Source organism: Bradyrhizobium sp. KZN70725, assembly GCF_055264925.1.
The window spans coordinates 187,590-213,994 of record NZ_JBUYWT010000006.1 but is presented as its reverse complement, the minus strand read 5'-3'; the positions used below and the strand labels follow the sequence as shown (position 1 = coordinate 213,994).

At 65.1% G+C, this 26,405-nt stretch carries 28 protein-coding genes and 1 tRNA gene; 10 read left to right on the top strand and 19 right to left on the bottom strand.

What is annotated here, in order from left to right:
• Positions 1 to 53 precede the first annotated feature (53 nt).
• The 5 genes from ACZBJS_RS08595 to ACZBJS_RS08575 all read right to left on the bottom strand — a co-directional run bounded on the left by ACZBJS_RS08595 (position 54) and on the right by ACZBJS_RS08575 (position 3,224).
• On the bottom strand, positions 54 to 1,331 hold the full coding sequence (locus ACZBJS_RS08595) for a PQQ-dependent sugar dehydrogenase (RefSeq protein ID WP_168856117.1): 1,278 nt from the start codon (positions 1,329 to 1,331) through the stop codon (positions 54 to 56).
• Between the two features lie 268 nt (positions 1,332 to 1,599).
• On the bottom strand, positions 1,600 to 2,112 hold the full coding sequence (locus ACZBJS_RS08590) for a DUF2865 domain-containing protein (protein WP_253588422.1): 513 nt from the start codon (positions 2,110 to 2,112) through the stop codon (positions 1,600 to 1,602).
• A complete protein-coding gene (locus ACZBJS_RS08585; protein ID WP_253588420.1) occupies positions 2,087 to 2,329 on the bottom strand; it encodes a hypothetical protein in 243 nt (80 codons plus the stop codon). The genes ACZBJS_RS08590 and ACZBJS_RS08585 overlap by 26 nt, the downstream gene beginning before the upstream one ends.
• Before the next feature lie 204 nt (positions 2,330 to 2,533).
• A tRNA-Gly gene (locus tag ACZBJS_RS08580) sits at positions 2,534 to 2,608 on the bottom strand.
• A gap of 160 nt (positions 2,609 to 2,768) precedes the next feature.
• Positions 2,769 to 3,224, bottom strand: a complete 456-nt coding sequence (locus ACZBJS_RS08575; protein WP_463438632.1) for an SRPBCC family protein — start codon at positions 3,222 to 3,224, stop codon at positions 2,769 to 2,771.
• A gap of 258 nt (positions 3,225 to 3,482) precedes the next feature.
• Between ACZBJS_RS08575 and trxA the strand changes: the two genes are divergently transcribed.
• A complete protein-coding gene (gene trxA, locus ACZBJS_RS08570) occupies positions 3,483 to 4,403 on the top strand; it encodes a thioredoxin (RefSeq protein ID WP_026192069.1) in 921 nt (306 codons plus the stop codon).
• A gap of 30 nt (positions 4,404 to 4,433) precedes the next feature.
• Positions 4,434 to 5,108 (top strand): LON peptidase substrate-binding domain-containing protein, encoded by a 675-nt coding sequence (locus tag ACZBJS_RS08565; RefSeq protein ID WP_028335846.1) that lies wholly within the window; start codon positions 4,434 to 4,436, stop codon positions 5,106 to 5,108.
• A 99-nt stretch (positions 5,109 to 5,207) separates the two neighbouring features.
• Here the strand turns inward: ACZBJS_RS08565 and ACZBJS_RS08560 are convergent, their stop codons facing one another.
• The 6 genes from ACZBJS_RS08560 to ACZBJS_RS08535 form a co-directional block, all read right to left on the bottom strand.
• Positions 5,208 to 5,765: a cytochrome b/b6 domain-containing protein gene (locus ACZBJS_RS08560; RefSeq protein ID WP_253588415.1), complete on the bottom strand. Its 558-nt coding sequence runs from the start codon at positions 5,763 to 5,765 to the stop codon at positions 5,208 to 5,210.
• Between the two features lie 10 nt (positions 5,766 to 5,775).
• Positions 5,776 to 6,072, bottom strand: coding sequence for a PepSY domain-containing protein (locus ACZBJS_RS08555; RefSeq protein ID WP_092081268.1), 297 nt, complete (start codon positions 6,070 to 6,072; stop codon positions 5,776 to 5,778).
• A gap of 221 nt (positions 6,073 to 6,293) precedes the next feature.
• Complete coding sequence (locus ACZBJS_RS08550; protein WP_316395418.1) at positions 6,294 to 8,828, bottom strand: bifunctional diguanylate cyclase/phosphodiesterase; 2,535 nt, start codon at positions 8,826 to 8,828, stop codon at positions 6,294 to 6,296.
• 161 nt (positions 8,829 to 8,989) lie between these two features.
• Positions 8,990 to 9,412, bottom strand: coding sequence for a PaaI family thioesterase (locus tag ACZBJS_RS08545; protein ID WP_253638239.1), 423 nt, complete (start codon positions 9,410 to 9,412; stop codon positions 8,990 to 8,992).
• Positions 9,409 to 10,215, bottom strand: coding sequence for a crotonase/enoyl-CoA hydratase family protein (locus ACZBJS_RS08540; protein ID WP_057021350.1), 807 nt, complete (start codon positions 10,213 to 10,215; stop codon positions 9,409 to 9,411). Before ACZBJS_RS08540 ends, ACZBJS_RS08545 begins: the two co-directional genes overlap by 4 nt.
• A gap of 11 nt (positions 10,216 to 10,226) precedes the next feature.
• Positions 10,227 to 10,577 carry a hypothetical protein gene (locus ACZBJS_RS08535; protein ID WP_253588408.1) on the bottom strand — a complete coding sequence of 117 codons (351 nt, stop codon included), beginning with the start codon at positions 10,575 to 10,577 and terminating at the stop codon, positions 10,227 to 10,229.
• Positions 10,578 to 10,672: 95 nt separating this feature from the next.
• On the opposite strand from ACZBJS_RS08535, the gene ACZBJS_RS08530 reads away from it, so the two are divergent.
• Together ACZBJS_RS08530 and ACZBJS_RS08525 are read left to right on the top strand one after the other, a co-directional pair.
• Complete coding sequence (locus ACZBJS_RS08530; protein ID WP_253588407.1) at positions 10,673 to 11,209, top strand: TetR/AcrR family transcriptional regulator; 537 nt, start codon at positions 10,673 to 10,675, stop codon at positions 11,207 to 11,209.
• A 46-nt stretch (positions 11,210 to 11,255) separates the two neighbouring features.
• Positions 11,256 to 11,453, top strand: a complete 198-nt coding sequence (locus ACZBJS_RS08525; RefSeq protein ID WP_018269337.1) for a Trm112 family protein — start codon at positions 11,256 to 11,258, stop codon at positions 11,451 to 11,453.
• 101 nt (positions 11,454 to 11,554) lie between these two features.
• Here ACZBJS_RS08525 and ACZBJS_RS08520 read toward each other — a convergent pair whose 3' ends face one another.
• The gene (locus tag ACZBJS_RS08520) at positions 11,555 to 12,775 is read right to left on the bottom strand and encodes a ubiquinone biosynthesis hydroxylase (protein WP_076833641.1); all 1,221 of its coding nucleotides are present in this window, start codon (positions 12,773 to 12,775) and stop codon (positions 11,555 to 11,557) included.
• 206 nt (positions 12,776 to 12,981) lie between these two features.
• On the opposite strand from ACZBJS_RS08520, the gene tesB reads away from it, so the two are divergent.
• A complete protein-coding gene (tesB, locus tag ACZBJS_RS08515) occupies positions 12,982 to 13,845 on the top strand; it encodes an acyl-CoA thioesterase II (RefSeq protein ID WP_016841424.1) in 864 nt (287 codons plus the stop codon).
• 87 nt (positions 13,846 to 13,932) lie between these two features.
• On the opposite strand, the gene ACZBJS_RS08510 is transcribed toward tesB, so the two are convergent.
• The gene (locus tag ACZBJS_RS08510; protein ID WP_316395419.1) at positions 13,933 to 14,823 is read right to left on the bottom strand and encodes a DUF4339 domain-containing protein; all 891 of its coding nucleotides are present in this window, start codon (positions 14,821 to 14,823) and stop codon (positions 13,933 to 13,935) included.
• 330 nt (positions 14,824 to 15,153) lie between these two features.
• Here ACZBJS_RS08510 and ACZBJS_RS08505 point away from each other — a divergent pair, with 330 nt between their 5' ends.
• From ACZBJS_RS08505 to ACZBJS_RS08485, 5 genes are all read left to right on the top strand, one after another.
• Positions 15,154 to 15,492 carry a P-II family nitrogen regulator gene (locus tag ACZBJS_RS08505; RefSeq protein ID WP_028335836.1) on the top strand — a complete coding sequence of 113 codons (339 nt, stop codon included), beginning with the start codon at positions 15,154 to 15,156 and terminating at the stop codon, positions 15,490 to 15,492.
• 147 nt (positions 15,493 to 15,639) lie between these two features.
• Positions 15,640 to 16,959 carry an ammonium transporter gene (locus ACZBJS_RS08500; RefSeq protein WP_253626097.1) on the top strand — a complete coding sequence of 440 codons (1,320 nt, stop codon included), beginning with the start codon at positions 15,640 to 15,642 and terminating at the stop codon, positions 16,957 to 16,959.
• Positions 16,960 to 17,137: 178 nt separating this feature from the next.
• The gene (locus ACZBJS_RS08495) at positions 17,138 to 17,452 is read left to right on the top strand and encodes an ArsR/SmtB family transcription factor (protein WP_016841428.1); all 315 of its coding nucleotides are present in this window, start codon (positions 17,138 to 17,140) and stop codon (positions 17,450 to 17,452) included.
• Complete coding sequence (locus ACZBJS_RS08490; RefSeq protein ID WP_316395420.1) at positions 17,449 to 17,805, top strand: SRPBCC family protein; 357 nt, start codon at positions 17,449 to 17,451, stop codon at positions 17,803 to 17,805. The genes ACZBJS_RS08495 and ACZBJS_RS08490 overlap by 4 nt, the downstream gene beginning before the upstream one ends.
• Positions 17,806 to 17,857: 52 nt before the next feature.
• Positions 17,858 to 18,484: an ATP-dependent Clp protease proteolytic subunit gene (locus tag ACZBJS_RS08485; protein WP_316395421.1), complete on the top strand. Its 627-nt coding sequence runs from the start codon at positions 17,858 to 17,860 to the stop codon at positions 18,482 to 18,484.
• A 28-nt stretch (positions 18,485 to 18,512) separates the two neighbouring features.
• Here ACZBJS_RS08485 and ACZBJS_RS08480 read toward each other — a convergent pair whose 3' ends face one another.
• The 6 genes from ACZBJS_RS08480 to ACZBJS_RS08455 form a co-directional block, all read right to left on the bottom strand.
• Entirely contained in the window at positions 18,513 to 20,306 is a 1,794-nt protein-coding gene (locus ACZBJS_RS08480) for an alpha/beta fold hydrolase (RefSeq protein WP_463438631.1), read from the bottom strand.
• An 8-nt stretch (positions 20,307 to 20,314) separates the two neighbouring features.
• Positions 20,315 to 22,780 carry a glycoside hydrolase family 2 protein gene (locus tag ACZBJS_RS08475; RefSeq protein ID WP_463438636.1) on the bottom strand — a complete coding sequence of 822 codons (2,466 nt, stop codon included), beginning with the start codon at positions 22,778 to 22,780 and terminating at the stop codon, positions 20,315 to 20,317.
• Between the two features lie 89 nt (positions 22,781 to 22,869).
• The gene (locus ACZBJS_RS08470) at positions 22,870 to 23,868 is read right to left on the bottom strand and encodes a DUF1839 family protein (protein ID WP_316395424.1); all 999 of its coding nucleotides are present in this window, start codon (positions 23,866 to 23,868) and stop codon (positions 22,870 to 22,872) included.
• A 1-nt stretch (position 23,869) separates the two neighbouring features.
• A complete protein-coding gene (locus ACZBJS_RS08465; protein WP_057020313.1) occupies positions 23,870 to 24,793 on the bottom strand; it encodes an amino acid--[acyl-carrier-protein] ligase in 924 nt (307 codons plus the stop codon).
• Position 24,794: 1 nt separating this feature from the next.
• Entirely contained in the window at positions 24,795 to 25,997 is a 1,203-nt protein-coding gene (locus ACZBJS_RS08460) for an acyl-CoA dehydrogenase family protein (RefSeq protein ID WP_410469705.1), read from the bottom strand.
• Between the two features lie 4 nt (positions 25,998 to 26,001).
• Positions 26,002 to 26,247, bottom strand: a complete 246-nt coding sequence (locus ACZBJS_RS08455) for an acyl carrier protein (protein WP_057020315.1) — start codon at positions 26,245 to 26,247, stop codon at positions 26,002 to 26,004.
• Between the last annotated feature and the right edge of the window lie 158 nt (positions 26,248 to 26,405).

The following is a 26,405-nucleotide window of genomic DNA, read 5'->3' as shown; positions in this document are numbered from 1 at the left end:
AACGGGGCTGCGGCTGCCTGATCGGCCACCGCAGCCCCGCATTGTTTCAACCGTTACTTCTTGCTGTAGCTGATGCGATAGATCGCACCGGCCCAGTCGTCGGCGACGAGAATCGAGCCATCCTTGTCGAGCAGGATGTCGGCGGGACGGCCGAGATAGCCCTGGTCACCCTCGATCCAGCCGTCGGCGAAGATCTCCTGCTTGGCGTTCTTGCCGTCAGGGCTCGCGGTGATCTTCACGATGCGGCCGCCCTGGTACTTATGCCGGTTCCAGGAGCCGTGCTCGGCGATCAGGATGCTGTTCTTGTACTCGGCCGGGAATTGGCTGCCGGTATAGAACTTCATGCCGAGCGGCGCGACGTGCGCACCGAGATTGTACACCGGCGGAGTGAACTCCGAGCACTTGTGACCCATCGCGAACTTGGTGTCCGGCAGGTTGCCCTGGTGGCAATAGGGATAGCCGAAGTGCTCGCCGATCTTCGAGATCATGTTGAGCTTGTCGCTCGGCAGATCGTCGCTGATCCAGTCGCGGGCATTCTCGGTGAACCAGTACTTGCCGGTGCGCGGATCGACGTCGCCGCCGACCGAGTTGCGCACGCCGAGCGCCCAGATTTCCGCGTTGCCGGTCTTCGGATCGACGCGGCGGATCTGCGACACCGAGGTCGGCGGAATGCCGATGTTGAAGGGCGGTCCGAACGGAATGTAGAACCAGCCTTCCTTGTCGACGGCGATGTATTTCCAGCCATGCGCCGCGTAGGACGGCATGTCGTCATACACCACCTTGCCGCTGCCGAGATTGTCGAGATTGGCTTCGGCATTGTCGTACTTGATCAGCTTGTCGACCGCGATAACGTAGAGCGCGCCGTCGCGGAAGGCGAGGCCGGTCGGCATGTTGAGGCCCTTGAGGATGGTCTTGACCTCTTTCTTGCCGTTGTTGTCCTTGATCGCATAGACGTTGCCGAGCCCGAACGAGCCGACGAACAGCGTGCCCTTGTCACCCCAGGCCATCTGCCGCGCCGCGAGCACGTTCGAGGCATAGACCTCGATCTTGAAGCCCGGTGGCAGCTTGATCTTCTTCATCATCGTCGCGAGCTCGGAATCGGACGCGCCGGTCGGCGGACCGGACGGCGGGGCAAGGCCCTTCTGCGCTTCGGTCTCGTCGCCGAGGAACCAGTCATCCGGCGGATGGGTCCAGAATTCCTTGGTGCCCGATTCGTACTTCTTCAGCGCACGATTCTTGTCTGTCTGTTGCTGCGCACTGGCGAAGGTCGTCCCCGCCAGCAGCGCGATCGCCGCGAACGCAAGTATTGATCGATTGAAAGCGGATTTCATCGCGTCACTCCCCTACGCAAGCCGTTGCAGCTTGCCTGTTATTGATTTTGAACGCCCTGAGAGATGATGGTGGCGGTCCGTGAGGTAGGTCAGACGGCAAAATGGTAGCACATCCATCGACGCTGAAAAGCGCGTCCGCCGGTGTGCGCTGCGTCAAAACTAGTTGAGACGATATTTGAGACGAAGTTTTCCTGAGCAGCCTGCCTGATAACAAGGCATTCTGCACCGCAGCGTGATATTCGAATGAAGCTAACGCTCGTGATCGCCTCTATCGCGACGACAGGCGCGCCAGACCGAGCGCTTGCGCCTTGGCCTTCGACAGCGGCCTGAACAACACGCTGCGCCGCTGCCCGCTCGTGATCGCCGCGATCTTGAAGCCGTCATCGGCGGCGATGATGTCGCCGGTCCGAAGCGTCATGTCGTCCTCGATCGCAATCGGCGAAAGGCCGGTGGACGCGCCGGCGCTGCACGAGCATTGCGGCACCATCTCGCGCTGGAAGCGGAATGCATTGGCGAGCGCCTTGTAGGTCTCGCCGGCTTCGGTTCTGGCGCTGTCGATATCGGAGCTGGAGTACAGCTTCACCTCGGCGGCGGGACAGGCCGCCTCGCATGCCTTGACGTCCGCCGTCTCGCTGACGCGCGGCAACGGAAAGAAGCGGCCGTCGCAGGTCCTGACGCAGAAGTTTTGCTGGCCGCCCCGGTGCGACCGCGTCGTGATGTAGACCCGCGCTCGCGGCCGTTCGGCCGGCTCGAAGTCAGGCGCCGGCCCAAAGCCAGGCATGGGAGAGAAGCTGGGCGCCGGGGCATACGCCGAGTCGCTCGGCAATTGCTGCGCTGATGCGCCCGAACATGTCCAGACGCCGACGAGCACGACCAGCGCAGCGACGTTTGCGCGAGCCAAGCGGCGATTTAACCCGGGAGCCGGCTTCCAACAGATCGACATCGTTCACGCGCTTGCCGCCCGGCAAAACCGGCGGCAACCAGTCCAGCTCCAACACAACCACAGATTTCTATCAGTTTTGAGAATGCAACGTTTGCCGGTTAACAAAAGCCGGAAACCGCCACGGCGGGCCGCGGCATCTTGACCTCGCGATCGCGGCCTGGAGATGCGACCTTGGGCCGGACAGCAAAAAGCCCGCGCCAGTGGGCTGGCCTCATCAGCGGGCCTTCATCAGACTGTCAGCTCGGTCAGCGAGAAGTTTTGGAGCGGGCGAAGGGGCTCGAACCCTCGACCCCGACCTTGGCAAGGTCGTGCTCTACCACTGAGCTACACCCGCATCCGAAATGGCGGCGATCGCTCGCCGGCAACGGCAGACCTATGCCAAAAGCTGTCTGTGAATGCAACACAAGAGCGCGGTCCGAACCTCACGAAATCGCACGGTTTCTCTAAAAATTGACCCCGAATCGGCCGAAACCGGCTGCGCCGCCGATTTCTCTTTAGATTTCCGCCGGAACCGGCCTCAGGGCCATCTCGTCCCGGAGCGATTCGAGCCAGGTCTCGAACCAGCCGGCCAGCGTCTGCGCCAGCTCGACGCGGCGGGTCGGGTCGCAATCGAACACGGCCCACCATTCGATAAAGGCCCGGTCGCCGTCGATCACCGGGGTTACCCGCAGGGTCGCACTGAAATCCGTCATCGGCAGGGTCGGGGTGTCGACGAATTCGTAGGTCTGGAAGCGCTCGACGTCGGACTGCGCGAGCAGCCGCTGCCGGATCCGCCGCTCCCGGTACAGCACATTGCGCACGGCCCCGACGGTATCGCCGGATTTGCCGTCCTCGATCTCGCTCGTCCGCGGGCCATGGACCCAGACCGGGTAATTGTTGAAATCGCGGATGATTTTCCAGACCTCGCCGGCCGGCTGCTCGAACACCGTGCTGTAATAGGCCTTTGCCACGGGCGCTCCCCTGCTGTCATGAATGATCGCTATCATCGGCCGTTCCGCGGCACCAACCCACCCGATCTCCGATGGAACGGGACGGGCGGCCAAGCGATTGAATTTTGCTGGCTGACTGCCATTTACGGAGCATGATCCCGGAAACCGGTTCCCACTTTTCCGGGATCATGCTCTAGCTGACAGAACGGCTGAACGTGCCGTTCCGGGCGTGCTAGAACGCCCACCGGATTTCCGACCTCAGAAGCAGGCGAGGACAACGTGACGATAATGGAGCAGGGCGGCCCCACGCCCGAGGCAGCGCCCGATCTGATCAAGGAGACGACGACCCAGACCTTCGTCAAGGACGTCATCGAGGAATCGCGCCGTCAGCCGGTCATGATCGACTTCTGGGCGCCGTGGTGCGGTCCCTGCCGCCAGCTCACGCCGATCCTGGAAAAGGCGGTTCGTAACGCCAAGGGCCGGGTCAAGCTGGTCAAGATGAACATCGACGAGCATCCGCAGATCCCCGGCCAGATGGGCATCCAGTCGATCCCGGCCGTGATCGCCTTCGTGGGCGGCCAGCCCGCCGACGGCTTCATGGGCGCGGTGCCGGAGAGCCAGGTCAACGCCTTCATCGAGAAGATCACCAAGGGCGTGCCGGCCGCCGGCGAGCCCAATCTCACCGAGATCCTGGCCGAGGCCGACGCCGTGCTTGCCGAGGGCGACGCCGCCCAGGCCGCGCAGATCTATGCCGAGGTGCTGGCGCACGACGCCACCAACATCGCGGCGCTCGCCGGCCTCGCCAAGTGCTACGTTACGTCGGGTGCAATGGAGCAGGCCAAGCAGACGCTCGCGATGGTTCCGGAATCCAAGCGCAACGACGCCGCGGTGAAGGCGGTGCAGGCGGCGATCGATCTCGCCGAACAGGCGGAAGCGGTCGGCCCGGTCGCGGAGCTGGAACAGAAAGTCGCCGCAAACCCGCTCGATCATCAGGCCCGATTCGATCTCGCCACCGCGCTCAATGCGATGGGCAAGCGCACGGAAGCGACCGAGCAATTGCTCGCCATCGTCAGGCGTGACCGCAAGTGGAACGACGACGGCGCGCGCAAGCAGCTGGTGCAGTTCTTCGAGGCGTGGGGCGGCACCGATGAGGCAACCGTCGAGGGGCGCAAGCGGTTGTCGACCATCCTGTTCTCGTAAAGCACGCCCGTCACAGCAGCGGGACCGCAGATGCCGATCAATGCCGAATATCGCGGGCCCGGCGAGCTCCCGGAGGTGATCCCGGTGTTCCCGCTGCCCGGCGCGTTGCTGCTGCCGCGCGGCCAGATGCCGCTCAACATCTTCGAGCCGCGATATCTCGCGATGATCGACGACGCGTTGCGCGACGGCCATCGCCTGATCGGCATGATCCAGCCCGACGTGACGCATTCGCAGAAAGAGGCGAAGCCGGTCCTGTTCCGGATCGGCTGCGTCGGCCGCATCACCCAGCTCGCCGAATCCGGCGACGGCCGCTACATCCTCGAACTGACCGGCGTCGCGCGCTTCAAGGTGGTCGAGGAGCTGACCGTGCAGACGCCGTACCGGCAGTGCAAGGTCGACTTCTTCTCCTTCGCCGGCGACTTCACCGCGCGCAAGGGTGAGGAGGCCGTCGACCGCAAGGCGCTGCTCGAAGTGCTGGCCGATTTCCTGGAAGCCAACAATCTGAAGGTCGACTGGGAAGGTATCGAGTCTGCGCCCAACGAGGCGCTGGTCAATGCGCTGGCGATGATGTCGCCCTATGGTCCCGCCGAGAAGCAGGCGATGCTCGAGGCGCCGGACCTGAAGACCCGCGCCGAGATCCTGATCGCGGTCACCGAGATGGACCTCGCCAAGAAGCGCACCTCGGGCGACCCGCCGGTGCAGTAGCTACCGACCGGGATCAGACGTTTGTTGTTTGGATCGCTCGGCCCGCGATCGTCCACCTCTCCCCGTCGGGGAGAGGTAAACTTCCGTTGCGGCTTCAGCTTAAGAACGATTGCGCAGCTGCTTGCGACCGGTGAACATCGCGCGCACCAGGTTCTGACGCTGCAGCAAACCGACCACGACGACGCCGAGCACATGCAGCCCGACCAGCACCATGACCGCATCCGAGGCATAGGCGTGGGTGTCCTCGACCCACCAGACTCCGAAGAAGGTCACGGTGACCTCCATCACGCCCGTGATTGTCGAGATCGCAAGCAGGAACAGCAGCGCCACCAGCATCACGGTGCCCGCCGGATTGAGTCCGATGTAGCGCCCGGTGATGCCGCGCCGGAGATTCCAGATGTAGCGCGGCGCGGCGCGCAGGCGGACGCCGAGCCTGCCGAAACGCGCGTAGCGCGTGCCGGCAAAGCCCCAGATCAGCCGGAACGCCAGCAGGGCGATCACCGAATAACCCGCCAGCCGGTGCAGCCGGTCATAGGTGCTGGGCGTCACCCAGGCGACCAGGACGAGGATGGCGAGCGCCCAGTGCCACAGCCGCAGCGGCAGGTCCCAGACCTGCACGCTGGTCGCGCCGCGGGCGCCCCGCGCCGCCTCCGTCATCGCGCCTGCTTCACTTCGCGATCGTGTGCTTCAGGCTGAGGTCTTCCGGGCTGTAGAACAGCTCGTAGAGCTTGCCTTCCTTGACGCCGTACACCTCGTAGCAGGAGCCCTCGATTTTCGACCGGCGCACCTCGTAGCCGAGCGCCTTGGCCTTGGCTTCGGCCTCGCTTGCCGGCTTCCACGACGCCTTGTCGAGTTTGGTGCAATTCTTGTAGCCGTCGGCGAACGCCGCCGATCCGGTCAGCCCAAGAACGCTCCCAAGGACGCATGCTGCAAGCGCAGCACTCGAAATCACTCTCACGCGCATATCCCCTCCGTTGACAATCATACCCACAACGCCTTCGCGCAGGGCACATGCGTGACGAATGCTGACGCGATTGCCAAGTCAAGGAAGCGCCGCGACGGCTGGCTTTAGAGGAATTCTAACGGTCGCCAAAACCGCTTTGCGCTCCACGCGCAGATCGGTTTTGACCGCGTGCTGCGGCCTTAAGCCTCATGCGTATCGGGCCGCCCGGCGCAGCCCATCGATCAGGACGCAGCACCCGCCATTGCAAGACGGACCGTAGGCCGTTCGGCCGCTGCCGGGGTTCGCCCGCCGATCATCTGTGCGACCTTCTCGCTCTGCACCGGCGGGCTGAAGTGGAAGCCCTGCACTTCCACGCAAGCATCGGCGCGGAGAATGTCGAGCTGCTCCCTGGTTTCAACGCCTTCGGCCGTCGTGGTCTTGCCGAGGCTGACGGCAAAGCGCACGATCGCGCGCGCGATCCGGCGCGACTCGTCGGTCGCGCCCGAGAGCTCGGACACGAAGCTGCGGTCGATCTTGACCTTGTCGAACGGAAACTTCTGCAGAAAGCTCAGCGACGAGTAGCCGGTGCCGAAGTCGTCGAGCGCGATCCGCACCCCGAGATCGTGCAATTGGCTAAGCGCGGTAAACACCGCTTCGCTGTCCTGAATGATGGCCGTTTCGGTAACCTCGAGCTCGAGGCGCTCCGGCGAAATTCCGGCACTCGCCAGCGCGTGCACGATCACCGGGACCAATTCCGGACTCCTGAACTGCACAGGCGACAGGTTGATCGCGATCTTGAGGTCGCCCGGCCATTTGGCGGCTTCCGCACACGCGGTGCGCAGCACCCATTCCCCGAGCGGCACGATCAGGCCGGTCTCTTCCGCCAGCGGAATGAACTGCGCCGGCGATACCATGCCGCGGTGCGGATGGTGCCAGCGGAGCAGCGCCTCGAAGCCGCAGGTCTCCCCGCTCGCGACGTGGATGAACGGCTGATAGTGCAGCTCGAACTCGCCATTGGCGAGCGCACTGCGCATGTCGCGCTCGAGGCTGCGGCGGGCCTGCAGCAGCCGATCGAGCTCCGGCTCGAAGAAGCGGAACGAGCCGCGCCCGCCGCTCTTGGCCGAGTAAAGCGCGAGATCGGCGCTGCGCAGCACCTCGTCCGAATCGGTGCCGTCGCGCGGTGCGATCGCAATGCCGATGCTGGTCGTGGTGGTCACCCGATGGTCGCCGAGATCGATCGGCTCGCTGAGCGCCTTCCTGATCTTCTCGGCGAGCAGGCCCGCTTCCGTGACCGGATCGCTGACATAGTCGATCACCGCGAACTCGTCGCCACCGAGCCGCGCAACCAGCGTCGTATCACTGACGGATCTGCGCAAGCGCGCGGCCACCGACTTCAGCAACGCATCGCCCGCCGGATGCCCGAGCGTGTCGTTGACGTCCTTGAAGCGGTCGAGATCGAGCATCAGCACCGCAAGACTCGGTCCGCCGCACCGGGCACCGGAGAGCGCGCGCTCCATCCATTCCTTGAGCAGCACGCGATTCGGCAGATCGGTCAGCGCGTCGTGCTGCGCCATATAGGTGATCTTGGCCTCGGAGCGCCGCTGCTCGGTGACGTCGCGATGCGTCGCCACCCAGCCGCCGCCGGGCATCGGCTGCCGCGTCACGCAGATCAGCCGGCCGTCGGCGAGCTCGTCGACCCGGCTGTTGATCTCGCCGGCCGGGAGCGCGTTCAGTGTCGCGAGCACCTGCGTCGCGGCACTGTCGCTGGTCTCGCCCTTGAGAATGCCGTTGGCGATGCGATGCCTGATGATCTCGCGATGGGCCGTGCCGGGCAGCAGCAGTTCCGGCGGCAGCCGGTACATCTTGGCGTAGCGATCGTTGCAGACGACGAGGCGCTTCTCCGCATCGAACATGCAGAGGCCCTCGCCCATATGGTTGATCGCGGTATCCAGCCGGAACCTCTGCTCCTCCAGCGCCTTCTGCGACGCCTCGACCTGCTGTCGCGCCGACGAAAGCTGGCTGATGATCTCCTCGAAGCGGCGGGTGCGAAGCGCCAGCCGGCGATCCGCGAGCACGCCGACCAGGCTCATCCCGAGCACCGATAGCGCCACACCGGCGATCACGATGGCGAGGAAGGCAGGCGAGAGCGACAGGGCCGCCGGAGCCTGCAACGGATCCGGAACGATCTCGACCGCGCCCATCGCGGTGAAATGATGCGACACGATCGCAAGCGTCAGCAGCAGCGCTGCGACGAGCGACATCCAGCGGTCCTGACGGCGGACCGCGATCGCCAGCGCGGCGTAGCCGAACAGCATGCCGAGCACGATGGAGGCCGCCACGAGATCGAGCGACCAGACCACGTGGCCCGGCACCTCCAGCGCCCACATCCCGAGATAGTGCATGCTGGCGATGCCGGCTCCGATCACGGCGCCGCCGACCGGCGCGCGCCAGCGGCTGGAGTCGCTGGCGGCAAGGCCGAGGCCGCCGGATGTCAGCATCATCGCCGCGGCGAGCGACAGCGCGGTGAGGACGATGCCGTAGCCGGTGGGGACTCCCGGCTCATAGGCCAGCATGGCGATGAAATGCGTTGCCCAGATGCCGTAGCCGATCGCGGCTCCCGCGATCGCAATCCAGATCAGCCGCGTCCTCGCCTGCGATGCAATTGCACGATGAAAAATATTGACGGCCACAATACTGGCAACGAAGCAGACCAGTCCGGCGAGCAGAACGAGCCGCCAGTCATGCTCACCTGAAAGGCACGTAAGAACACGAAACATGCGTCGGTCCATGGTTGTCCGTACGCACAGGCTAGGCTGATTGAATTGTCTTCTCGATAATATTCTGCAACTTTCAGTGGCATGGTTATCCGCGCGTAAGCCGATTCCGCACCGAAATTGATGGCTCCATAAATTTCACAGTCATGCGCGATCCGCGCGGCTTAGCCTGCCAGCGGAACGAGCACGGTTTCACCGGTTGCAACCAACGAGGCTTCACCCTGCTCGTTCTCCGTAAAAAGTTCCGCGCGCGCGAAGACCTGCCTGCGTCCGGCACGCAATGTGGTTCCTTTGGCGATGAAGCAGCGGCCCAGCGCGGGCTTCAAGCAGTTCATCGAGAAATGCGATGCGGTGACGGAACCTGCGATCGACGCCGCGGCAAAGCCGCAGGCGGTGTCGAGTAGCGCCGCGATCACGCCGGCATGGAGGTGACCCGCATATTGGGTGAGATCGTCGCGCCAGGGCATCCGCAGTTCCACCGTGCCGGTGCCGGTGGAGACGATCTCAAAGCCGGCAAGCCGATTGAAGGCCGCCGACGCATTGGTCGCAACGAGACGTTCGAGATCGAAGCCCGGGCCAGTCGTCATGTAAAACTCCATTGCGGGGGTCGCCGTTCGAGATTCGCTCTGACGGCCTCGATGTGATTGGGCGAGCCGAGCAGAAGCGCCTGTTCGGCCGTTTCGGCCGCGAGTCCGGTCGCCGCATCGCGATCGGCTGCAAGATTGAGCAGCCGCTTGGCCGCGCGGATCGCATCCGGGCTGCGGTCCGCGATCGCGCGCGCCGTCTCCAGCGCGGCCTCGCGCGGCTGTTCGACGATGCGGGTGGCGAAGCCATGACCAAGCGCATCCTCCGCGGAGAAGATGCGCGCGGTGTAGGTGAGTTCACGGACCACATCCTCGCGCGCGAGATGACGCATCAGCTGCGTGCCGGCCATGTCGGGCACCAACCCCCATTTGGCTTCGATGATCGCAAGGCGCGTGCCGGGTGCGAGATATCTGATGTCGGCACCAAGCATCAGCTGAAAGCCGCCGCCGAAGGCGATGCCGTGGACGGCAGCGATGACCGGCACCGGCAACTCGCGCCAGAGCCACACCAGATGCTGCGCAAAGTTGGCAATGCCGTGGGTCCGCTGGCCGAGATCGGCAAAGGGCAGGATGGACTCGCCCTCCGTCGTTGCGACCAGCCGCTCCATGTCGAGGCCTGCGCAGAAGGCCTGCCCTTCGCCCGAGAGCACCACGGCGCGGAGCTTGCGGTTGTCCGCAAGCTGCGCACCGATCTCGGCGATCGCGGCGAACATCGCCGGATCGAGCGCATTGAGCTTGTCCGGGCGGTTGAGCCTGACGTCCGCGACGCCATTGGCGATGCTGAGGCTGATGCGATCAGTCGTCATGGTCGTCCTCGCTAATAGCCGGCGGCGGCGAGCGCCACCACGGCGCTCATCGCCATCCAGCCGAAGTGGCGGCCGCGGGTCGCCACCGCGTTGGCGAGCGCCGCGATGCCGAACACGACGCCGAGCGTCGCCACGATCCAGTGCCGCGCGGCATCGGAGGCCATCGCAGGCGCGGCGATCAGCAGCACACCGCCGCCGATCCAGGCAATGGTGCCGGCCTGATAGACCAGGCGAAGCAAGAGCCGCAGCCGCGGCGGCTCGACGGTGGCGCGCGCGAATATCCTGGTCTCGCCGAGCACGCCATGGATCAGGCTGACCAGAATGGCGACGACGCCGGCGCCCTGCAGCAGAAGATCACGCATCGCGATGCCTCCATACACTACTGTATGGGATATGATACCGGCCGCTGGCGTCTGTCAATACACTTGTGTATTGTGGGCGACGCGGACGGGGAACCATGACGGAACAGCTCTCGGTCAAGGACTGGCTCGATCAGGGCCTGAAGACGCTGGCGCGGCGCGGCTTCACGGCGCTCAAGGCCGAGCCGCTGGCCAAGGCCATGGGCGTCTCGCGCGGCAGCTTCTACTGGCATTTCGCCGACATCGGCGCCTACCGCGCCGCGGTCCTGACCCATTGGCGCGAGGTCGCGGCCGAGCAGGTGATCGCCGAGCTCGAGACCATTCCGGAAGGCGGCGACGCGCTGGCGCTGTTGCTGCGCCGTGCCTTCTCGGCGCGGCTGGCGCTGGAACGCGCGGTGCGCAGCTGGGCCACCGCCGATGCCGTGGCGCGCGCCGCCGTGCTCGAGGTCGACGAGCGCCGGATCGGCTATATCGAAACCCTGCTGCGGCAGGCCGGATTCCCGGACGACGTGGCGCGCGGCCGCGCGCAGATCTTCTACTGGGCGTTCATCGGCTACGCGCTGTTCGAGCAGGCGCTGCCGAAGCCGCGTCAGCAGGCCGCGATCGACGAATTGCTGCGGATTGCCAAACGCTGACAGCGCTTATTTGGATGTGCTACATCACGGCGAGCCGGAGACTCCCATGAATTCCACGACCGACCATCTCGAGAGCACCGCCGACCCAAAACTGCTGGAAATCCTGGTGTGCCCGATCACCAAGGGGCCGCTGGAGTTCGACGCCGCGCGGCAGGAGCTGATCTCGCGCTCCGCCAAGCTCGCCTATCCGATCCGCGACGGCATTCCGATCATGCTGCCGGAAGAGGCGAGGAAGATCGATTGATGTCAGCGCGTAGCCCGGATGGAGCGCAGCGAAATCCGGGGAAGTCGCACCGCTGAAAGGCCGGCCCCGGATTTCGCTTCGCTTCATCCGGGCTACGAGGGCTAAAGCGCCTCGCCCTTCAGCAGCCGCGGCACCTCGCCTGACAGTCCCGCCGCCTGGCGGATGAACATCTCCTTCAGCGGCGGCGCGCGATCGACGAGCCCGAGGCCAATGTCGCGCACGGTGCGCAGCAGCGTCGATTCGTTGGAGAACAGGAAGTTCAGCGAGTTGGTGGCGACGCCCATCGCCATCGTATCGAAGCGGCGCCAGCGCTGGTAGCGCTCGAGCACGTCGGCCTGGCCGAGGTCCATGCCGAGCCGCGCCGCATCGACCACGACCTCGGCGAGCGCAGCGACATCCTTCAGGCCCATGTTGAGCCCCTGCCCCGCGATCGGATGGATCACATGCGCGGCGTCGCCGATCAGCGCCAGCCGTTCGGCGATGAACGAGCGCGCGACGAAATAGCCGAGCGGGAAGGCGCGCGGCTTGTCGAGCGGCTTGATCTCGCCGAGATGCAGACCGAAGCGCTGCTCGAGCTCGGCGTGGAATTGCTCTTCGTTCAAGGCGACAATGCGCGCGGCATCGTTGCGCGTCTCGGTCCACACCAGCGACGAGCGATTACCGGTCAGCGGCAGGATCGCGAACGGCCCGGCGGGCAGGAAATGCTCCTCGGCGCGGCCGTGATGTTCGCGCTCGTGCCCGACCGTGACCACGATGCCGGACTGGTCGTAGTCCCAGCCATGGGTCGCAATCCCGGCGCGCTCGCGCAGCTTCGAGCGGGCGCCGTCGGCGGCAACCAGCAGGCTCGCATCGATCACGGTGCCGTCGGCCAGCGTAACGCTGACGCCGTCGGGCCGCGACGCGAAGCTCGACACCGCGGCGGCGCGCAGCTCGACGCCCTCGGCTTCGGCACGGCTCGCGAGCGCATCGATCAAATAGCGGTTCTCGACCATATGGGCGAACGGCTCGCCGGGCGCGACATTGCCGGCGAAGGTCAGGAATACCGGGCGCGTCGCGTCCTCCAGCTTGGAGTCGGTCACGACCATATCCGTGATCGGCTGCGCCGTCGGCGCCACCTGGCCCCAGACGCCGAGGGTCTCGAACAGCCGCCGGCAGGCCGCCACGATCGCGGTCGCGCGCGGATCGCGGCTCGGGCGCTGGCTCAGCGCCGGATCGGCCACGATGACCGGGATGTCGGGCCCAAGCCCCTGGCGCAGCGCCACGGCCAGCGCCAACCCTGCAAATGCGCCCCCGCAGATGACAATACTTCGCTGTGCCGGCATTGCCCTTCCCTTACGCGCCTCACGCTCTCAGACTATGCTTGCTACCTGATAATAGCTGGGCGAAACAGGGGCCAGAAACAAGGTCACGAACCTAACGGACGTCATTCCGGGGCGATGCGTCAGCATCGAACCCGGAATCTCGAGATTCCGGGTTCACGCTTGCCCGTGCCCCGGAATGACCGTTCAAGTCAAACCGAAAGCCGCCGATGTCCAAGAGCCTGATCGACCTGCTGTCCATCCTCGATCTCGAGCAGCTCGAAGTGAATTTGTTTCGCGGCAACAGCCCGAAAACGAGCTGGCAGCGCGTGTTCGGCGGCCAGGTGATCGGCCAGGCGATGGTGGCGGCCTGCCGCACCGTCGAGGGCCGGCTGCCGCACTCGATCCATTGCTACTTCATTCTGCCCGGCGATCCGCAGATCCCGATCATCTACCAGGTCGAGCGGCTGCGCGACGGCAAGAGCTACACCACCCGCCGCGTCACCGCGATCCAGCACGGCAACGCGATCTTCTCCATCATGGTGTCGTTCCATGCCGAGGAGGAGAGCAACTTCAATCATCAGGAGAAGATGCCCGACGTGCCGCCGCCGGAGAAGCTGACCGCGGAGGAAGTGTCGAAGCAGCCGATGTTCAAGGAGATGCCGGAGTTCATCCGCCGCTATTACGAGAGCGACCGGCCGATCGAGCTGCGCCCGGTCGAGCTCGGCCGTTATTTCGGCCAGAAGATCGACGACGGCCGCATCCATGTCTGGATCCGCACCGCCGCCAAGCTGCCCGACGATCCCGCGCTGCATCTGTGCGCGCTCGCCTATGCATCGGATTTCTCGCTGCTCGATGCCGTGATGGCGCGCTACGGCCGCACGCTGTTCGACAAGCGCATGATGCCTGCGAGCCTCGATCACGCGATGTGGTTTCACCGCCCGTTCCGCGCCGACGAATGGCTGCTCTACGCGCAGGATTCGCCGAGCGCGCAGTCGGGCCGCGGCCTGACACGCGGCCTGATCTTCAAGCCCGACGGCACGCTGGTGGCGTCCGTCGCGCAGGAAGGATCGGTGCGCGAGCGAAAGGCGTAGCGCTCACAGCGCGATCCGGAAAAAGCGCGGAGCGGTTTCCGGAGGCCTCACGCTCGAACAAAGCCGGTCGGCACGATGAGATCGCGCTTACTGGCCGGCGTAGGCGCCGCGCTCGGTCAGCGCGAATTGGGAGACGAACCAGTTGCCGTACCAGCGCAGCACCCACGGAATCGGGATCAGGAAGCCGCAGGCGATGGTGAACACGATGGTTCGCCACAGCACCTCGATGCCGGACGCATTGAAGCTGACCTCGCGGCGCGTGCCGTCGATGTTGCGGCAGATCCAGCGCATCCAGGCGGTCAGCACCCAGGCCCAGCCGATGATGGTGATGGCCGAGACCACCATCGCCACGTACCAGCCGACATAGGCGACCGGGCTGCCCTTGAACGAGATCGGCAGGTCCTGGCCGCTCGAGCTGAGATGGCCGATGATCCAGCGCACGATCATCCAGCTCAGGAAGCCCTGCAACAGCAGCGAGAGCAGCGTCACGATGTTGCTGTCGGCCACGCCGGCATAGGTCAGAAGGCCGAGCACGATGAAGACCCACCAGATGTCGAGCGGCTGCCCGGTGAAGGCGAAATGCGGGCGACCCGGCACGCGGATATAGGGGATCGCAAAGCGGTACAGGCCGGTCGCGGTCCACGGCGCCGGGATGACGAGAATCTGGCCGATGAACATCAGGAGGCTGCGGCCGAACAGGCCCCAGATCGGGAAGTCGGCGGACAGCGTGCCGCCGCTATAGCTTCCGGACGCCACCACCGGCGGCGGTCCGCCGGCTTGCGGAAATACCGGCGGCGCGCCGGCGCTCGGGACGAGGCCCGGAATCTCCCCGGCCTTCTGCCAGCCGGCCATGCCCTCGGTCCACACCAGGGTGTCGGCCCCCACCGTGCCCCGGGTGATCAGGTCGCGGAGCTGGGTTTCAGGCAGGGGGCCCTTTTGCTGGCCTTCGGATGCATAAAACCAGTTTCGGTTCGACATTTCTTGTTTCCTCGGGGCGCGCGCACAGGGACACGCGATAGGCGAAACGAACCAGCAAAAGCGCTGGCCGGGGCGGGAAAGCCACATTGTGGCCGAGCGTTTCCATTCCGTACAGTGAGGGAGCACACGCGCTGCGCATGTTTTCCGCTTCAACCTGCAAGTTTTTTATGCCATTTGCCCAGAAAGCTGCCAGATTTGGCGGACGCGAAGTGCCGCTCGGGGATGGCAAATTGCCGCTCCGGGAGGCAGCAGGTGCCGGCTCGCGGGACGGCAAGTGCCGCTCCGGGACGGGCGCACACGGAAAACCTCAAGGGAATGAAGGCCTGAACCATGAAACTCGTCGTCGCGATCATCAAACCGTTCAAGCTCGATGAGGTGCGCCAAGCGCTGACCGCGATCGGCGTCCACGGCATGACTGTGACCGAGGTGAAGGGCTATGGCCGCCAGAAGGGCCACACCGAGATCTATCGCGGCGCCGAATATGTCGTGAACTTCCTGCCCAAGCTTCGGATCGAGATCGCCGTCGATACCGAGCTCGCCGACAAGGCGGTCAGCGTCATCACCGAGCACGCCCGCACCGGCCAGATCGGCGACGGCAAGATCTTCGTGACGCCGATCGATCATGCGCTGCGCATCCGCACCGGCGAGACCGACAACGACGCGCTCTGAACCCTGGAGCCTGATCCCTCGCGACAAACGCGGAAAGCGTTTGCGCGGAGATCATGCCCAAACAAAACGATCGAGATCATCGCCGGCAACGACGCCGGCGCACGCCACAACCGCACACCAAGAAACGACGACCGTCGGGGAATGATGATGGGGGCACGAGCTCTTCGTGCAGCGATATCAGCTGCGCCGATCACTGCTGCAATCCTGTTCGCGCAAGCCACGCCGGCCTTCGCGCAAGACTCGGCATCCAGCGCCGGCGTCAACGCCGCCGACACCGCCTGGATGATCGTCGCCACCGCGCTGGTGCTGATGATGACGATCCCCGGACTGGCGCTGTTCTACTCCGGCATGGTGCGCAAGAAGAACGTGCTGGCGACGATGGCGCAGAGCCTCACCGCCGTTGCGCTCGTCTCGATCCTCTGGGTCACCTTCGGCTATTCGCTGAGCTTCGTCGGTGACGGTCCTTGGCTCGGCTCGCTCGATCGCTGGTTCCTGGCCGGCATCACCATGGACAGCATCAATCCGGCGGCGAAGACCATCCCCGAAGCGCTGTTCATGCTGTACCAGATGACGTTCGCGATCATCACGGTGGCGCTGGTCGCAGGCTCGGTCGCCGACCGCATGCGGTTCTCCGCCTATGTGCTGTTCTCGATCGGCTGGTTCATCTTCGCCTATGTGCCGCTGGCGCATTGGGTGTGGGGCGGCGGCTTCCTCGCATCAGTGGGCGTGCTGGATTTCGCCGGCGGTCTTGTGGTGCATCTCTCCGCCGGCATCAGCGGCCTGGTCGCGGCCAAGGTGATGGGCAACCGCCACGGCTATGGCCATGACAATCTTTCACCGTTCGATCTGTCGCTCGCGGTGGTCGGCACCGGCCTGCTCTGGGTCGGCTGGTTCGGCTTCAACGGCGGTTCGGCGCTCGCGGCCAATTCGCGCGCGGTGATGGCGATCACCGCCACCCATCTTGCGGCCTGCGCCGGCGCGCTGACCTGGGGCGCGATCGAATGGGCGACGCGCCGCAAGCCGTCGGTGCTCGGCATGATCTCGGGTGCGGTCGCGGGACTCGGCACCATCACCCCGGCATCCGGCTTCGTCGCGCCGTGGCACGGCGTCGTCATCGGCATCATTGCCGGCCTGGTCTGCTTCTGGGCCTGCACCTGGCTGAAGCATCGCTTCAAGTATGACGACTCGCTCGACGTGTTCGGCGTGCACGGCATCGGCGGCCTGACCGGCACGCTGCTTGCCGGCGTGTTCGCGGCCTCCGCAATCGGCGGCACGTCCGGCCTGCTCGAGGGCAATCCGAAGCAGCTGCTGATCCAGCTCTACGGCGTCGCGGTGACCTTTGTCTGGTGCGGCGGCGTCACCTTCGTGCTGCTCAAGCTGGTCAGCGCCTTCGTCCCGCTGCGCGTCTCGATGCAGCAGGAGCTCGAAGGTCTCGACATCTCCCAGCATGGCGAGGCGCTGCAGTAAGTAGCCGAGGCGGCGGTGGCAGCCGGACTCACGGGGCCAGGACGACGACACCGGCCACCGCGAGGGCGAATTTGTAAAACAACCCCATGCAAAGGACCCGAGCGCCGCGACGTCACGAAGTACGGCGCGAGCAAGGTTCGGGCTTGCACGACACATAAGTGTATGCTTATGTGTCGTCATGGTCGACACCGACATCTTCAAGGCGCTGGCCGATCCGACCCGCCGCAAGGTCTTTGAGAAGCTGGCCGGCGGCAGCCTGAACGCCAGCGCCTTGCGCGACGGACTTGAGATCAGCCAGCCGGCGATGTCGCAGCATCTGGCGGTGCTGCGCGCGGCAGGGCTGGTGCGCGAGCAGCGACAGGGCCGCTTCGTGAACTATGAGGTCGACCCGGACGGCATCGCCAGCATCGGGACCTGGCTCGCCCGCTACCGCGCCTATTGGCCGAAGCGCATCGAAGCTCTGTCCGATCTGCTGAAGGACATGGATCAATGAGCGACACAGTAGAGCCTGATCATGCCGACGCCGACCTGGTGCTCGAATACGAGCTCGATGCACCGCCTGAAAAAGTGTGGCGTGCGGTGACCATTCCGGCTCTGCGCGAACGCTGGCTCCCGGATTGCGATCTCGCGGACGCTGAACCCCTGTCATCGATCGCTGGCGAAGAGGTGCGCTTCCGGCTGCGCGAGTCCGAGCCGCCGTTTCGCGAAAGCCATGTCACCTTCCGGATCGAGCCGAACGAGGCCGGCGGCACAAGGTTTCGCATCATCCAGCAAGCCTGCGACATCAGGGCAAAACAGCCGCAACCGGCCAACAGCAACAACCGCACAATGATGCGCGCGGCCTGATCCCCAACCTCACCTACCGAGACTTCATCACCTGCAGCAATGGAGGTCGCCGATGCGCGACATGATGCAACTCGTCCCTATGGTCGTCGAACAGTCGAGCCGCGGCGAACGTTCCTTCGACATCTATTCCAGGCTGCTGCGCGAGCGCATCATCTTCCTGAACGGCGAGGTCAATGATGCGATGTCCGGCCTGGTCTGCGCGCAGCTGCTGTTCCTCGAAGCCGACAACCCCAACAAGCCGATCAACCTCTACATCAACTCCTATGGCGGCGTGATCACCAGCGGGCTTGCGATGTACGACACCATGCAGTTCATCAAGGCGCCGGTGCACACGCTGTGCATGGGCACGGCGCGCTCGATGGGGTCGTTCCTTTTGATGGCCGGCGAGCCCGGTCATCGCGCCGCGCTGCCGAATGCGAGCCTCCACGTGCATCAGCCGCTCGGCGGCTTCCAGGGCCAGGCGTCCGACATCCTGATCCATGCCACCGAGATGCAGGAGACCAAGCGGCGCATCATCCGACTCTATGCCCAGCACTGCGGGCGCACCGAAGCCGACGTGGAACGGACCCTGGATCGGGATCACTTCATGTCCGCGCAGCAGGCGCTCGAATGGGGATTGATCGACAAGGTCTTTGCGGCACGCGACGCCGCCGAAAAACATGATCCGGTGCCGCGTTGATCTTCGTCGCTGGAGCGGCCAAACCGTTTCATGACAGCGCCATCGATTTAGGCTTCACCTCGGCATGCTGCACCGTGACCCGCACGGCATCGGGACGGCTCGATCCTCCGCGCCTGCCGCCGCCGCGGTGGTCGATCAGGCGCGCGACGACAGCGCGCCGCGCATGACGAGGCGTCAGCGAATGGTCGGCGTTCGGCAGCGTCAACCGCGTCACTCCAGGTATACTTGTGAGCCGTTTGCCGTCCTGACCGAAATGCCGTGCGATCTCCTGCAGGCTGAGATCGCCGTCCGAGGTGACCATGAGGACGCGCACGCCGCGGCTACAAAGCTCGCGCATCCAGCGCTCGACGCGGTTACGACCAAGCAAGGCGGACGGATGAATTGCCGACAGCGTCGACTTGACGGCTTCCAATCCGCGCCGCACCAGCCGCCTGGCGCTATCTGACACTGACAGCTTCCAGGCGGACCTGGTCGTCATCGCAGGCCCGTCCGCCGGACCGATCTGCTGCTGGCTTCCGCGATTCGCCTTGGAGGTTTCGTATGCTTTCCAGGCCGTAAGCTCCAGCGCGTAGGAACTGTTCCAGGCAAAGCAGAGCGGGTTGATCATGGTGAGGGCGCGGACGCGGCGGTCCGCGCGCGCAGTGTGAAAGGCCTGGAAGGCGCCCGAGCATGTGCCCACAAGCTCGACTTTGGCAAAGCCCGCCCGCTGCATCCAGTCAATCGCCGCGCCGACGTCGAAGGGGGTGCGGGAATCATAGAGGAACAGACGATTGCTCCCGGCATCGTCGCTCAAGCCGAGGCCCGGCAGGTCAATGCGTAGCGACGCCACGCCGGCGGCGGCAAGCTCGCGCGCCGCCTCGACCGTGCCGCGCGCCCAACCGACATGCGGCACGCCGCCGGAGTTGAGGAAGATGACCGGATCGGCCGCAGCATGGCCGTCACGTGGCCGGGTCAGCACGCCACAGATCAATGGCGCCTGCCTGATCACAACCGCTTCTTCCGTGTAGTGCGATCCCTCCAATAGCTCGTGGCCGGTCAGGGACTCCACGCCCTGAGCTACGCCGGCGACGGCCCGGTCGGACAACCAATCCGCCCAGCAATCGACAACGTCGGCCGGGATCCGGTTCGCGGTCGGGTCGCACATGAGCAGGTGATAGTCCTTGAACTCCGCGATTGTCGCGCCTTCGAAAGAAGTTCGACCGTCGCGGATTTCAGAGCCTGCCAACGGCTTTCCGTTCGCGATCAAAAGCATCGGCAGGGGCGGAAGGGCCGCGACGGCCCGCCGCCAATCCAGCCTCGACAGATCGGCGAGCGTCTCATGCGAAAGCCGGAAGCCGACGACCTCGCGGCCCTCGGCGAACGTCGCGTCGCTTGCCGCGCTCTTGGCGAGCGACCCATCGATCACGCGCGACATCGCGGTGATTTCGCGCACATAGGTTTTTCCGGAACTCGGTGGCGCAAGCAGCGCAAGGCCTGCCACGTCGTCCCGCCCCGCCGCAGCGAGCGGGGCCAGCAGCGCGCCGAGACGGAAGCCGGCGAGGATGACATCCTCCACGCCGCAATCCCGCTTCAACCGGTCGATCGCCGCGCCGATGCTTGCGGTCCAGGCCATCACCCGGCCCGGCGCCGAATGGTCGCCGGCAGCGTCGCCACAACCGGGATAGTCAAACAGCAGGACAGGCAGGCCCCCCGCGGCCGCCCTGTCGGACAACAGCTTCAGGAATCGGCGACTGCACAGATCCTCATGACCATGCGCGCCGGCTATGACAACGCCCCGCCGCCCCTTCGCTACGTTCATCCAGCCGATGGTATCGGCAAACACAACTGGTTTCATGTCATGCTCCCGGCGGACTCCTTTGTCCGCACGACTTCCAATTCTTCCGCTCTCGGCACCTCGTAGCTCGCGTCGCGATCGGCATTGAGCGCTGTCACCGCGCCGCCAGGTGTCGCCAGGGGCGGACCGTCAAGGCCGACCTCCCGCTCGATGCCCGGCATCAGGTGGAAATTGTTCTCCGTTGGCACGAACCGATCGTCCTGGATGGAGACGTGGTAGGCCGCGCGTTTGCAGGCCAGCCGCAGCCGCCACGCGTCCTTCCGACGCACCAAACTCACAGTCAGACCCACGTCGCGCTGCGCGGTCATGACGCCCGGCAGCACATGGAAGGCCTCGGCAAAGACCTTCCCGTCGTCGCCTTCCAGCCTTGCAACGGTGACTTCATGGCCGGGCGGCCCGAAGCGATAGGCGTAGGAAATATCGAAAAAGGCGCCGAGTACCGAGAAGGCCGAAAGCGACAGGCCGCCGTGCGCCGGCACGCTGATCGGTTGGCGCGCCGACACCACCGGCGTGACGCCGTCCCGCAGACAGGTCAGCGATAATGTCGCCCGAACGGTCTGCGCGGTATCGTTGACGGCATGGACGGTCAGCCCGTTGACGCCCTCGTCGCTCAGGATCAGCCGTAGCGGGGCAAATGCCCGCCTCAGCCCGTGCCAGACGGGCTTAGGCCGGCCGGTCGAATCGACCAGGCCCCAACCCGCGCCCGGCCGCAAGTCCTTCCAGAAGAACAGCAGTGCTCCAGCCGTCGGCGAACAGGGTCTGCGCCATTCGTCGATGGTGCGCTCCACTATCTCGGTCGTCACCGCACGGGAGAGCTCGAGATAGCGTCTGGTATTTTCGATGCGCAGCCGGCGCGCGTCGACGGAAAAAAGCGTTTCCAGATAGTGCTCGCGCACATCCTCGAAGTCCCACGACGCGCCGACGTCGCGCGGCACACCCGCCTTCCAGCGCGGATCGTGCACCGGCGGCACCGGCAGATGCGCATCCAGCGTTGCCTGGTCAGGCACATTGGCAAAGGCAAGGCATTCGCTCGCGAAGCGCACTTCGGCCCGGCGCGCGTCATCCAGCGGCCGGCAATAGGCGCCGACCCCGTAATAATGCATCGGCCCGCCATCAGCCGTGAAAGGCAGGTTGCCGCCGGATGGCGATGACGTCACAAGCACCAGGTCGGGACGCTTCGCTTCAGCGATGGGGCGCACCACCTTGTCGAACCAGGGCGTCGGATCCATCGACATCGGCATGCCCATCATCGCCGCCTGCTGTGCCACCTCGCTGCCGCCGCACAGAACGGCGAGTGACGGCGAATGCCTGAGCCGCCCGAGCAAATTCCCGACCTCGCGCGAGAGCGACGCCTGCCAGGCTTCGTCCTTCGCCGGATAGTCGAAATTGGCGAGCATCAGATCCTGCCAGACCAGGATGCCCATCTCGTCGCAGAGCTCGTGAAACGCGTCGCTCTCGTAGACGAACGTGCCGCCGACCCTGAGCATGTTGACGCCCGCCCGTCGTGCAAGATCGAGGTCGCGCGCGATCTCTTCGCGTGAGGACGGCAGCCGCACCAGGTCGGACGGCGTCCACACCGCGCCACGACAAAAGACGGATACGCCGTTGACGACCAGCCGAAAGCCGCGTCCGTCGGTGCCGCGATCGATCTCGATATGCCGAAAACCGACGCGGCCGAGCGCTACTCGCATCGAGCCTAGCGTGACGACAACCTCGTGCAGCGCCGGATCGCCATGGCTGCTCGGCCACCATGGCGCAACGTTCGCAATATCCAGTTTCGCCGTCAGCCGCGTCGCTGTCTCCGAGGTCAATGCGGCGACAGCGCCCGCGCAGGCGACCGTGGCCGGCGCGTCATCAAACGGCTCGTCCAGCGTGATCGCGATGGAAAGATGCCCTGTTGTGCCGGCGAGGTCGGCCTGCATTTGCACATCGCGCACGCCTTGCCGGTTGGTATCGCGGATCAGCTTGATCGGTCGCCATGGTCCGACGATGTCGAAGCCAGGGCACCAACCCGGCATATGGCCGATCAGCGTGGTCCGTACGAGCCTCAGCCGCTGATCGTCGATCATGCGCGGCCGCCAGCGCCCACGCGGACCGGTCAGGGTTTCCAGATGGCGGTCGAGGCTGCGGAATGCGATGGCCAGTTGCTCGCCGCCGGCAAGCGTCAGGGCCACATCATGGCGCTCGAACATCGAGGTCGAGGACAGCACGAGGCGATCGTCGAGCCAGACCTCTGCAACCGTCGCCAAGCCGTCAAATACGAGACGGGCCGGGCCGGTGACGTCGAGCCGGCGACGATACCAGACGTCCTGGTCGTGCAGCGGAGTGGGATGGTTGCGGTCCCAGCGGCCAAGCCGTTCCAGCGCAGCAGCGGCCGTGCCGGGGCACGCCGCCTCCAGCCATTCGGCGCTGCCGTCGATCGCCGCCGGAGACGCCCACGCGCCGGCCGGCGAGACGACCATGCACCAGCCGCTGTCCAGAGGCTCGGCCGTGTCGGTCGTCGACACCAAAGCGTCCATACCCATGCATTCCCATGACCGGCAGGCCGGTCCTACGCTGCCTTGCTGGCGAGATCCGCCATGCGACTGTCCAGAGCGTCCATCACCGTTTGCCAGGCCTTGGCCATCGGCCCGATGGCGTCCGCGAGCCCATCGAACCGATGCCGGGCCATGGCGCGGGCGAGCTTGAATTGCATGACCTTGGCGCCCTCGGCGATTGCCGCGGCGGCTTCGATCGCCTCGGCCAGACCGGTCTCGCCGTGCCGTCCCAGCCATTCCAGATGGCTGGAGAGGAGTTCGAAATTGGCGCCCACCTGCCGCAACGTGTTGAAGGCGTAGATGTGAAAATACTCCGGTGACCGGGCGGCCAGTGCCTCGGCATGGCCGCCGAACACGGCCGCATAGGCATCGAGCGGATTGCGCTTCGGCCTGCGCCGCAGATGCTGCGCGAGGATTTCCGTGGCCGCACTGACTGGTTCGCGCGAGGGGCGCGTGGTGTCGAACTTGACGAACTCGGCATAGGGAAACAGCGGCAGGCCGCCGGCCGGCGCGCCGTTGCGCTGCTCGAAAATGCCGTCATAGTCCTCGCCGTCCAGGGCGAAGTAGCCGTCGTTGTGGAAGTAGGCCATGTGGCGGCGCCCGGGATCGAGCACGTTGACGCCGATCGTCGTCTTGGAATGGCCACTGCGATAGGTGATGCCCTTCGTATCGGGCAGGTAGAAGGCATCGACCTCGACCAGCGGCAGCCGCCCGCGCTCGATCTGATTGAGAACGTGCGCCTCCAGACGATCGAACACGGACAGTTCCTGGATATCCAGGCCGGCCAATCGCTGCAGGTCGGCCGTCGGGAACTTGAAGAACGTGAACTGGTCGCCTTCGAAATCCTGCGCCACGGTGAAGCCGAGCGCAGCGACCGGGTCATTCCCGTTCGCATGCATGACTTCGATCAGAAGATCGACATAGCAGTTGGTCTGCGGCCATCGCCGCGCCGCGTCGTGTAGCAGGTGCGGCTTGTAGTCGGCCGGATCGAGCCCGGCGATGGCACTCTGCATTTCAGTTGCCCCAAAGCGTGTCGCGCACGGAAGCCGGCCATGCCTCGACGTCAGGGCCGTGATGGCGGAACAACGCGAGCGCCACGCGCTCCAGCCCGAAGCCGACGCAGGCCGAGTGGCACAGGCTGCCATCCGCGAATTTGAGGCCCCAGGTCTGGCCAAAATGGTCGCGATGATAGTTGAAGGACAAGCAGGCCGTCGGTTTCTCGATACTGGTTACCGGGATCAGCAGCTCGAACTTGAGTCCCTCGTCGCGCTGGTTGTTGGCCATCATCTTTCCGCCGCGACCGAAGAACGGATCGTTGGCGAGGTCAACTTCGCATGGCAGGTCGAGTGACTCGATCATCGCCTTGCCGCGCTCCAGCCAGCTTTCGCGGAAGGCGCACACCTGCTCGGCCGTCCCGATGCGGACGAATTCGCGCATGCGGAACAGCTGCATGCGCGCGGGATCCTTGGAAGGCTCATGACGGAAGCAATAGGAGGAAAGCTCGAACAGCACACCGTCATCGGGCACCGGACCGCGCGCGGCAACGGTCGGATAGAGCGGATAGCAGGCGGCTGGCGTCAGCACGACGTTCGTCGCCTGCTGCAGTTCGGTCCAGTCCTCTCCCGCAGCCATCATGCCGAGAAGCTGCGCATGCTCGCGCTCGCCGCCCATGAAGGAATGCACGCAGCCTGCAAGCTGCGGGAAGCTTTTCATATAGCCACTGCCTTCAAGCGTGGCGCGGCTCATGCCCGGTGGGAAGTGGATGCGGGTTGCCTTGTCTGGCGCTCCGATGCTGGTCACGAGCCGCTCAAAGCGCTCGATCACGTCTTCGAAAACGCCGGAGCGGCCATAAAGCCCGTCTACTCCGGTCTTGAACAGGATGCTCTTGTCGAACAGGGTGTCGAGCAGGCTCTTGGCATCGAACGTCTTGGCGTCCATCTCAACCTCTCAGGCTGGTGTCAAAGCGGCTCATCAGCAGGAGCGTCGCGGTGTTGGAAAGAATACGGTCGTTCGAAATCATCAGCGGCGCTGAGCTCACATCGCGTAGGTGCCTGCCGACGCTGAACGGCGTGCCGTTCTTGTAGCCGACGATGCCGTTGACCAGCATGGCGAGCCGCACGATCGCCCCGGCCTTCTCGCTCGCAGCGACCTTCAACGCGTTGATCTCGGCGGTAAAGCCAATCGAGGAGAGCGCGTCGTCATTGCCCTTGGCCGCATCGAAGCGGTCAATGGCCGCCGTGAGATGACCCTTCATCTCCTGAAGCAGGGCGGCCGCCTCGGCGAGCCGAAGCGCGCCCGGGGGCAGACTTCCATCCGCCTGCTTGCGCGCCGCAGCCTTGACGAATGCTTGCGCGCGATTGAAGGCATCGGTGGCGATACCGAACCAGGTCGCCGCCCAGAAGATATGCGAGCTCGCCAGCATCGACTGTGCCGCGATCTCCGAGAACGGCTTGGGGAAAATCTGCGCCGCGTCACCGTGCGCGACGAGATGAAAACCGTCCGAACAGGTGCCGCGCATTCCGAGCGTATCCCATACGGAGGTGCGCTCCAGCGTGCGGTTCAGGTCCGCGGGAATGACAACCATCACCTGATCGGAGCTTGCCGCGTCGGGAGCGCGCCGCGCCGTGGCAAGAATCGCGTCGGCGTGGCGGCCGTAGGAAATAACGGTTGCTTCCTTTGTCAGCGAGAAGCGGCCGTCTGCCACTTCGACCGCACAGATCGAATTGCGCAGATTGCCGCCGATGCCGGCTTCCGTGGTCGCCGAGGCCATCAGCAACTGCTCCGCCGCAATGCGGCGCATATAGGCCAGATGCCAGTCGCTGGCGCCGCCATGGCTGACGAAGCTCGACGTCTTGATCTGGTGCATGGCGTAGATCATGGCGCTCGAGCCGCAGGCCTGGGCGAGCTGAACGATCAGCTCCGCGATCTCCATCGTGCCCAATGCCTCCCCGCCATGCTCGACGGGAATCGCGACGCCGAGCAGGCGCTCGCGCTTCAATGCTTCGATGGTATCGGCCGGGAAGCGGCCCTCACGGTCTACCGCATCGACCTGCTGCGCCGCGACCTTGGCGACCCGACGCATGCGCTCGGCCGGCGTGGCGGCAGAGGCCGGCACGGGCTCCATCTTTCTCACCACGCTCATGGTCTTACGCCGCCCGCTGTGTCAGCCGTGAAACGGCGTCCGCGACGTTGGCGAGCGACGAGAAGGTCCGTCGCGTGAGCATCGCTTCGGGAAATTCGATGTTGAACTCTTCCTCGAGCGCCAGCATCACCTGCACCGTGGCGAAGGATGTCAGCCCTGCGTCATAGAGATTCGTGTCGTCGGTGATTGTGTTGAAATCCAGCGAAATCATCGGCTGCTGCTCGAGCAGCGCGCGGATACGATCAATCATTGGTTGCCCCACCTGTCATTGAAGTTCTTATGCGGCGGCAATAGCGCAACGACGGCAACCGCGGCGTTAACGCCGGAACGACAATGTTACAGACAGCTAACGATCGGTAACGAGCGCCGGCAAAAGTCCAGCATTGCTGTCCGGGCGGGCGTACCTGA

Bases quoted from the DNA above. Each gene is read 5' to 3' on its own strand.
- ACZBJS_RS08545 (WP_253638239.1), bottom strand. From the start codon at position 9,412: ATGACGACTGGCCCGGGCTTCGATCTCGAACGTCTCGTTGCGACCAAT.
- ACZBJS_RS08560 (WP_253588415.1), bottom strand. From the start codon at position 5,765: ATGACGGAGGCGGCGCGGGGCGCCCGCGGCGCGACCAGCGTGCAGGTC.
- ACZBJS_RS08490 (WP_316395420.1), top strand. From the start codon at position 17,449: ATGAGCGACACAGTAGAGCCTGATCATGCCGACGCCGACCTGGTGCTC.
- ACZBJS_RS08525 (WP_018269337.1), top strand. From the start codon at position 11,256: ATGAATTCCACGACCGACCATCTCGAGAGCACCGCCGACCCAAAACTG.
- ACZBJS_RS08475 (WP_463438636.1), bottom strand. From the start codon at position 22,780: ATGGTCGTCTCGCCGGCCGGCGCGTGGGCGTCTCCGGCGGCGATCGAC.
- ACZBJS_RS08565 (WP_028335846.1), top strand. From the start codon at position 4,434: ATGCCGATCAATGCCGAATATCGCGGGCCCGGCGAGCTCCCGGAGGTG.
- ACZBJS_RS08455 (WP_057020315.1), bottom strand. From the start codon at position 26,247: ATGATTGATCGTATCCGCGCGCTGCTCGAGCAGCAGCCGATGATTTCG.
- tesB (WP_016841424.1), top strand. From the start codon at position 12,982: ATGTCCAAGAGCCTGATCGACCTGCTGTCCATCCTCGATCTCGAGCAG.
- ACZBJS_RS08470 (WP_316395424.1), bottom strand. From the start codon at position 23,868: ATGCAGAGTGCCATCGCCGGGCTCGATCCGGCCGACTACAAGCCGCAC.
- ACZBJS_RS08460 (WP_410469705.1), bottom strand. From the start codon at position 25,997: ATGAGCGTGGTGAGAAAGATGGAGCCCGTGCCGGCCTCTGCCGCCACG.
- ACZBJS_RS08595 (WP_168856117.1), bottom strand. From the start codon at position 1,331: ATGAAATCCGCTTTCAATCGATCAATACTTGCGTTCGCGGCGATCGCG.
- ACZBJS_RS08550 (WP_316395418.1), bottom strand. From the start codon at position 8,828: ATGTTTCGTGTTCTTACGTGCCTTTCAGGTGAGCATGACTGGCGGCTC.
- ACZBJS_RS08510 (WP_316395419.1), bottom strand. From the start codon at position 14,823: ATGTCGAACCGAAACTGGTTTTATGCATCCGAAGGCCAGCAAAAGGGC.
- ACZBJS_RS08590 (WP_253588422.1), bottom strand. From the start codon at position 2,112: ATGCCTGGCTTTGGGCCGGCGCCTGACTTCGAGCCGGCCGAACGGCCG.
- ACZBJS_RS08505 (WP_028335836.1), top strand. From the start codon at position 15,154: ATGAAACTCGTCGTCGCGATCATCAAACCGTTCAAGCTCGATGAGGTG.
- ACZBJS_RS08555 (WP_092081268.1), bottom strand. From the start codon at position 6,072: ATGCGCGTGAGAGTGATTTCGAGTGCTGCGCTTGCAGCATGCGTCCTT.
- ACZBJS_RS08530 (WP_253588407.1), top strand. From the start codon at position 10,673: ATGACGGAACAGCTCTCGGTCAAGGACTGGCTCGATCAGGGCCTGAAG.
- ACZBJS_RS08495 (WP_016841428.1), top strand. From the start codon at position 17,138: ATGGTCGACACCGACATCTTCAAGGCGCTGGCCGATCCGACCCGCCGC.
- ACZBJS_RS08535 (WP_253588408.1), bottom strand. From the start codon at position 10,577: ATGCGTGATCTTCTGCTGCAGGGCGCCGGCGTCGTCGCCATTCTGGTC.
- ACZBJS_RS08465 (WP_057020313.1), bottom strand. From the start codon at position 24,793: ATGGACGCCAAGACGTTCGATGCCAAGAGCCTGCTCGACACCCTGTTC.
- ACZBJS_RS08485 (WP_316395421.1), top strand. From the start codon at position 17,858: ATGCGCGACATGATGCAACTCGTCCCTATGGTCGTCGAACAGTCGAGC.
- ACZBJS_RS08540 (WP_057021350.1), bottom strand. From the start codon at position 10,215: ATGACGACTGATCGCATCAGCCTCAGCATCGCCAATGGCGTCGCGGAC.
- ACZBJS_RS08500 (WP_253626097.1), top strand. From the start codon at position 15,640: ATGGGGGCACGAGCTCTTCGTGCAGCGATATCAGCTGCGCCGATCACT.
- ACZBJS_RS08520 (WP_076833641.1), bottom strand. From the start codon at position 12,775: ATGCCGGCACAGCGAAGTATTGTCATCTGCGGGGGCGCATTTGCAGGG.